At 56.6% G+C, this 6,543-nt stretch carries 6 protein-coding genes; 1 reads left to right on the top strand and 5 read right to left on the bottom strand.

Features of this window, described 5'->3' with window-relative positions; genetic code table 11:
- Positions 1 to 78: 78 nt before the first annotated feature.
- From ACW9JC_RS27800 to ACW9JC_RS27790, 3 genes are all read right to left on the bottom strand, one after another.
- Complete coding sequence (locus ACW9JC_RS27800; protein WP_457459044.1) at positions 79 to 1,104, bottom strand: LacI family DNA-binding transcriptional regulator; 1,026 nt, start codon at positions 1,102 to 1,104, stop codon at positions 79 to 81.
- A 132-nt stretch (positions 1,105 to 1,236) separates the two neighbouring features.
- Positions 1,237 to 1,845 (bottom strand): LysE family translocator, encoded by a 609-nt coding sequence (locus tag ACW9JC_RS27795; RefSeq protein WP_457459042.1) that lies wholly within the window; start codon positions 1,843 to 1,845, stop codon positions 1,237 to 1,239.
- 53 nt (positions 1,846 to 1,898) lie between these two features.
- Positions 1,899 to 2,738, bottom strand: coding sequence for an AraC family ligand binding domain-containing protein (locus ACW9JC_RS27790; RefSeq protein WP_457459040.1), 840 nt, complete (start codon positions 2,736 to 2,738; stop codon positions 1,899 to 1,901).
- Positions 2,739 to 3,006: 268 nt separating this feature from the next.
- On the opposite strand from ACW9JC_RS27790, the gene ACW9JC_RS27785 reads away from it, so the two are divergent.
- Entirely contained in the window at positions 3,007 to 4,989 is a 1,983-nt protein-coding gene (locus ACW9JC_RS27785) for a hypothetical protein (RefSeq protein WP_457459038.1), read from the top strand.
- Positions 4,990 to 5,156: 167 nt separating this feature from the next.
- On the opposite strand, the gene ACW9JC_RS27780 is transcribed toward ACW9JC_RS27785, so the two are convergent.
- Together ACW9JC_RS27780 and ACW9JC_RS27775 are read right to left on the bottom strand one after the other, a co-directional pair.
- Positions 5,157 to 5,456, bottom strand: a complete 300-nt coding sequence (locus tag ACW9JC_RS27780; RefSeq protein ID WP_457459036.1) for a LuxR C-terminal-related transcriptional regulator — start codon at positions 5,454 to 5,456, stop codon at positions 5,157 to 5,159.
- 311 nt (positions 5,457 to 5,767) lie between these two features.
- Entirely contained in the window at positions 5,768 to 6,409 is a 642-nt protein-coding gene (locus ACW9JC_RS27775; RefSeq protein ID WP_457459034.1) for a DUF1345 domain-containing protein, read from the bottom strand.
- Positions 6,410 to 6,543 lie beyond the last annotated feature (134 nt).

Raw genomic sequence — 6,543 nt, 5'->3', positions numbered from 1 at the left:
GTGAAGTGTGTGAACATAAATTTGATATTCACCACAAACTCTGTGGGAGCTGGCTTGCCAGCGATGGGGCCATAACATTCAACGCAAATTCCCAAGGGTCGAACCCCGAGCCACCAGCCGCGCCGAAAAGTCCAGCGTCCGCGTCGGGCTGTCATCGCCCCGCAATCGCTTCAGCAAACACTCAAACGCACTCGCGCCAATCTCGGTGGTCGGCTGTGCGAGGGCAGTAATGCCGCTGCCCACCAACGGATACCAATCCAGATCATCAAGGGCAATCAAACCCACGTCTTCAAACAGATTGCACTCAAGCTCACGCAACGCATGAGTACCGGCCAGTGCTGCAATCCCGTTCGCGCAGAACAGCGCTTTCGGGCCAGGGCCGGGTGTTTCGAGAAAGGTCTTCAGTTGCGCGGTGAGTGCGCTGCCGGTTTCGATGATCGTCCCGTGGAGCGCCGGGCGCTGTGCGATTTGTGCCTTGAAACTGCTGACCCGTTCGATCCGCGAACTGGTGCCGTCAAACGGTTCGGTCACCAACAGCACATCGCGATAGCCGCGCTCTTCAAGATGCGCGAGCGCCATCTCGACGGCCGCCGGGTTATTCAGCCCAACCATGTCACTTTCGAGATGTTCGACCTTGCGATCCACCAGCACCAGGGGCATTTCCCGATGCAGTTCATGCAACTCGTCACGGTGATGGCCGAGGGTGTTCACGATCAGGCCTTCGATGTTGTACGAGCGCAGCAGGGCAAGGTGCTGGCGTTCCTGCTCGTCGTCGCGGTCGGTGTTGCACACCACCAGGCTGTAGCCGTGTTGACGGCAGGCGGTTTCCACCCCGTGCATCACGGCGATTGAATAGGGGTTGCGGATATCGGCCACCAGCATGCCAATCAGGCGAGTGCGGCCGCGTTTGAGACCGCGGGCCATCTGGTTCGGGCGATAACCCAGTTCGGCAATCGACTGCTCGATGCGCTGGGCAATCGCATCGGAGAGCAATGCTCGGTCGTCGCCGATGAACCGCGAAACGCTGGCCTTGGACACCTTGGCGTGTTCGGCCACGTCGAGCATGGTCACGCGACTGCGTTGGGCGGCGGAGAAATCGTTCACGGTCTGAAACCTTCTTATTGGATTTATAAGGCTGAGCGCATGGCGCTGAAACCGGTTTCAGAAGACACCAAAAACGAATATGCCGTCAAGTGTTCGATGAGTCGGCGTGCGACAAAACCCGACCAATGGAGATCAGGCCAACACGCTCAACCACGCCGAACCCAACAGCAGCAGGCCCATGCAGCGATTGAAACGCTGCATCGCGCGCGGTGAGCGCAGCCAGCGAGTGGAGCCGGCGCCCAGCAATGCCCAAACCCCGAGACATGGCAGCGAGATCAGGAAAAACGCCAGGGACAAATACATCACATGCGCAAACCGGTCTTCGCCCACCCCGGCAAACACACTGACCACCGCCAGCGCCATCATCCAGGTTTTAGGATTGATCCATTGCAGGCTGGCGGCGCCGAGTAAACCGAGGCGCTCTTCGGCTTTTTGAGTGTTCACGGCCACGGCGGGTGCACGAAAGATTTGCCAGGCCAGATAAGTCAGCCACGCCACGCCAGCCCATTGCATGAGCGTTTGCAGCAGCGGCCATTGAGTCAACGAAGAACCGGCGCCCGTGCCCACCAGCAGCACGAGCAACGCAGCGCTGGCACAAGCGCCAACAATGATCGGAACGGCAGCGGCCAAGCCGAATCGGGCACTGTTGCTCAGCACCAGAATGTTGGTCGGGCCGGGCGTAATCGAGGCCACAAAGGCAAACAGCAGGAAGGGCAACAACGTCGGAAATGAGGACAGCATCGCAGGCAAACTCCGGTGAAGATCATTGAAGTCGATCTTCACAAGCCGGGCGTTTATCTGTCTGGAAGATTTGAGCAGCGTTTGCGGTACAGCGCCGGCGTCATGCCGTAGGCCCGCACGAACCAGCGGCCCAGATGGCTCTGATCGGCGAAGCCCAACGTCATCGCCACCGCCGCTGGCTGCTCGCCACGGGCCAGCATTCGCCGCGCCGTGGCCAGCCGCAATTGCACCAGATACGCGTGGGGCGCCATGCCGTAAGCGGCCTTGAACGCTCGAGTCAGACGAAAGCGGTCGACGCCAGTGACGGCGGCCAATTGATCGAGGCCGATGTCGTGTTGCGCGTTGGCGTGCAGATATTCCCGGGCCTTTTGCGCGACCAAGGGCAGACGCGGATCTTCGTCGTGACGAGCGCGCCAATGCAGATGGCTGGTCAGGCGTTCGAGCAGTCCGTCGAGGGCCGTCTGGCGCACGATTTTCAGTTCACCACCGTGCAGGGTTTCAAACGCGAGGCTGGTGGCGTGGGCCAGACGCGAATCACTGGCCAGGGTGTTGGCAAAACTCAACTCGCTGTTGTCCGGCGCGTTGTCGAACACCGCGCCTAACTCGCGCCGCAACCACTGCGGGTCGAGGTACAACATGCGATAGGTGAAACCGTCCTCGGTCGGCGCTTCGCCGTCGTGGATGTCGCCCGGCTCCAGCAAAAACACTTTGCCCGGCGTGCTCTGGTGTCTCGCCCGTCGACAATTGAACTGTTGAACGCCTTGCTCGGTGACGCCCACCAAGTAGCTGTCATGCCAGTGCGGGTCGTAGGCGTGACCTTCGAAATGCGCGCGCAGGGTCTCGATGCCGGTGTCGGCGTCCTGGGCCAGATCGAGCCAGTTGTTCGGGGGCATGCGACACCTATGAACGGTTGATTGCCGGTTTATTTAACGCCCACGCCGGGTTCAATGGCTAGAACGTTTGTGCAAAGGCAATGAGCTACCTGTCAACTTTGACAGTATCGCGTTTTAAAAAACCAGCGCTTAATTCGCTCAGGTCTGATGACCGGGCAGAACGACAGATTGCTTTGCAGTGATTAGGCCATGCGTTGGGCTGCCAGAAAAGTTTTGAAGACCATGAGTGCGTTCATGGCCAAATTAAAACGGTTTTGGAGAGAAAGGCATGGCCAGTTCTTATGAAAAAAAACTTACGCCTGAGCAAGTTCGGGCTAGTTATCGTGAGCGGTTCTTTGTCGCGGACCTATTACCCCCAATCCTCGTAGATCGCCTTAACGCCCAAGGTTTGATCCACAGCGAAAAGGCTAAAGTTGCAATAAGAGTCGATATTCCGTTGTGGGATGAACGTCCTCCTTTTGCGGGGCCGGTCAACGTGTTGACTTTGGAATGGCTGCCTTCCAGTTCAAGCGAATGGCAGCGTGTTGCTCCTTCGGAAGACATTCCCGACGACTCAACGCTTCCTGGTTCCGATTTCCCTCTGAAAAGATCCATCCCTCTTGATATTTTCAGTACGTATGAAGGGCTTTTTAAATTTCGTTACACCGTCAGCAACTGGAATAGCGGGGGTGAAAGAATATCTCCGACGATCAACGTGATCATCGACAGGACCGGGCCGAAATGGGTGGACCCGGAGAGCGCGATGATCAGCGTTGCTGAACCTGTCATCACCGATGCTGTTTTAACTCGCGATGGCGGTGTCAAATGCGTGATACCGGAGTTTCTTGAAGAAAATGATAAGGACGAGACGATGGTTGCCGTCGCCTGGTTGGACAGGATGCCGGCGGAGGGGGAGGACATCAATAAGTTTATCGTGCTCTATCGGGCGCTTCCTACGAACCGAGAGGTGTTGGTGCCTGCTGACAAGGTCACGATTTACGGTTCGAAAACCCATTACGCTATTGCTCTCTTGATCGACAAGGCAGGTAACCGTGGTGAACTGTCACTACCGGCAACGGTTCAGGTAGCACTCGGTACGCTGCCCAGCGGCTTGAAAGACTGCACGGTGCCGTTAGCTGACGATGGTTTGATTGATCGGCCCGACGCCGCGTTTCCGACAAAGGTGCATATCGAGTCATACACCGGGTACGACAGCAATGACGGCATCGTGGTGAAGTGGGGCAAAACGACACTCGCCCGGACGTCCGTCGGTGCGCATCTGCCATTTCCGCTGAAGATCACAGTGCCCTGGCTGCTTATGGTGCAAGAGTACGACTTTGCCTCGACCACACATGTGCAACCTGTCGATGTGGACTACCAAGTACTCAGGGGCGATTACCCCTTCGCGCCGCCAAACGGTATTACGGTCGATACAGACTTGTCTATCCCGAAACCTGGGCATCCGGACCCTGATCCGATTGATCCGACGCTGAATCTGATTGAGTTCTTGAGTTCGAAAGGCAGCGACAGCAAATTGACGGAGGGCGATATCGGCGAGGATGCGACAGCGTCTGTCGAACTGTTTGATCGCCCCAATGTCGGCGATACGCTCACGCTGTACTACAAAGGCGATGTCGTCGATTCGCCGGATAACCCTTATGTCGTGGACGGCAGTGAAACGCCCAAACAGGTCATCCACTTCGTCATACCGTGGGAAGTTATCGAGCTCACGCCGGTAATGGATGACTTACCGCTGTACTACACCCTGACGCACGCGGATTTCGGCAACCCGCTGGAGTCAAATCGTACAATCATTGATGTTCTCGTTGAAGTGGTCGACCTGCCTGAGCCGGAATTTCCGGGTACTTTGATTAATTGCAACCACCTGAGGGAGAAAACTGCGGGTAGCGGAGAGTGGGGGATCTTCATTCATATACCAACATCAACTCACCTGAAAGAAGGTGCCGAAGTAACACCGAAATGGCAGACCTACGAACTTGACGGCACTACGCTATTACCCGGCACCGATCATTCTGAAGACCTGACTGTTTCTCTCGAGCAAGAGCAAAACGGCATTGACTGGTTTGTACCCTATACCAAATGTTTGAAGCCCACTTACAGGCCACCTGTTTCTGCCGGTATGGGCAAGATGGAGTACTCCATCACTGTCCGTGGTAATCCGGTGCCGTCTGGCACTATCGAACTTTATGTCGCTGTATTCGAAACCGACGGCGGCTCGGGCAACGACCACTGCGTAATCCCCAGACCTTGATCACTCGACGCCTGGCAGCAGGAGGCGTGTGCCTTCCTGCTGCCTGTCAGTGAAAGTTTGGAGCTTAGGATTAGTCCTACAGACGCATCCTTGTGATCTGAGTAATTTTGCCGCCCCGAGTGTGGGGCGAATCCATCAGCCCTGACGAACTCTCGTTCAACGACTTTTTACGGTGCTTGATGAACGCTAAACGAATTTTTGCCCTGCATCCTCTTTCGGCCGCTCTGAAGTGGATGACGCTCCTGCCACTGGTGCTGACGAGTATTGCTGAAGTGATAATTCACCCCGGCTTCCGTGCAATTGAAAATCCGGCTGATTTCCCACGACGATTTGCCTTTGGCACTCCACAACAGCGCTTCTTTTTCCCTGGTGGTCAAGGCGATGCGGGGTTGCTGTTTGGTGTCTGACACTGAAAATCCAGACTGGACGGTAGGGGCACGAGTGGGGGGCGGGGTCTGATGGTTCATGGCAGGCATTTCCCATGTTCATTCATTGAGGCGGGCGCGACGGTTCCTTCCTGAGGCGGGCATGGTCCCTGCGTCCAGCGTGAAGCTTCAGCCCCGTTATAGCGTGCTTGCGGCGTCTTGAAACCTGTAATAAGTACCAGGTCTGCCTGGCGAAAGTGACGAACTGAGTCGCACTGAAAACCTGGAATTTTCAGTGGATACAGGCAGTTGGAAGGGGTGGAAGCGATGCAACAGGTTTGAAGCGTGGATTTGTTCCGTTTGTCGTTTTTTTCAACTTACCTGTCATTTCTCTAAGGTTGCCATTGGCCGTATCAACCGAAAAGCCCCGCCGCAATGTTGATCGAGAAACCGAGAATGGCGGTGTTGAACAGGAACCCAATCAACGACTGCGCCAGCACAATCTTGCGCAACTCCCGCGTGGCGACACCCACATCAGAGGTTTGCACCGCCACGCCAATGGTGAAAGAGAAATACAGGAAGTCCCAGTAATTGGGCGTCGTCAGTCCCTCGGCAAATCGCAGCGCCGGTTCCTTGCCTTCCCAGGTGTAGAACAGCCGTGCGTAGTGCACGCTGAAAATCACCCCGATCAACAGCCACGAACCAATCACCGTCAGTGCGGTGAAGCCGTAATGCATCAGTTTGCGGGTGGCTTCCAGGTCTTTGCTGCCAGCCAGTTCAACGGTGATGGTCGCCAGGCTCGCCAGTGCCGCTATGCAAACCAGCATCAACACCAGCCCGGCGTTTTCGTCTTCCATCTCGGCGATGCGTTTCACTTCCGTGGCTTTGGCGCGCGCGGTGAGCCAGAGCATCAGCACCAGATAGGTCCAGACTCCGGTGTTCCAGCCGATGAGGATTTTATTGATGATCGAGTCGGCCGGCGCCAGCAGACCTGCCGCGATGCCGAACAGGATGGCCGCGGATAGACGAGGGTGGGTGTGGGTGAGAAAGGACATGGAGGCTCGATGGGCTGGGGCTTTGCAGACACCTTAGCCCAGGGTTGTGCGTTGTGACCACCATCATCCGGATGACGATTACCCCTGTGGGAGCGGGCTTGCCCGCGATGGCGGCGTAAGGGTCAACAATGATG

The organism is Pseudomonas sp. SDO5591_S426, assembly GCF_054070755.1.
The sequence above is the reverse complement of the archived record's forward strand: the minus strand, read 5'-3'. Positions and strand labels throughout refer to the sequence as shown.

What these genes read in the sequence shown, in the direction of transcription:
- ACW9JC_RS27790 (WP_457459040.1), bottom strand. Translation starts at nt 2,738, where the DNA reads ATGCCCCCGAACAACTGGCTCGATCTGGCCCAGGACGCCGACACCGGC.
- ACW9JC_RS27785 (WP_457459038.1), top strand. Translation starts at nt 3,007, where the DNA reads ATGGCCAGTTCTTATGAAAAAAAACTTACGCCTGAGCAAGTTCGGGCT.
- ACW9JC_RS27795 (WP_457459042.1), bottom strand. Translation starts at nt 1,845, where the DNA reads ATGCTGTCCTCATTTCCGACGTTGTTGCCCTTCCTGCTGTTTGCCTTT.
- ACW9JC_RS27775 (WP_457459034.1), bottom strand. Translation starts at nt 6,409, where the DNA reads ATGTCCTTTCTCACCCACACCCACCCTCGTCTATCCGCGGCCATCCTG.
- ACW9JC_RS27780 (WP_457459036.1), bottom strand. Translation starts at nt 5,456, where the DNA reads ATGAACCATCAGACCCCGCCCCCCACTCGTGCCCCTACCGTCCAGTCT.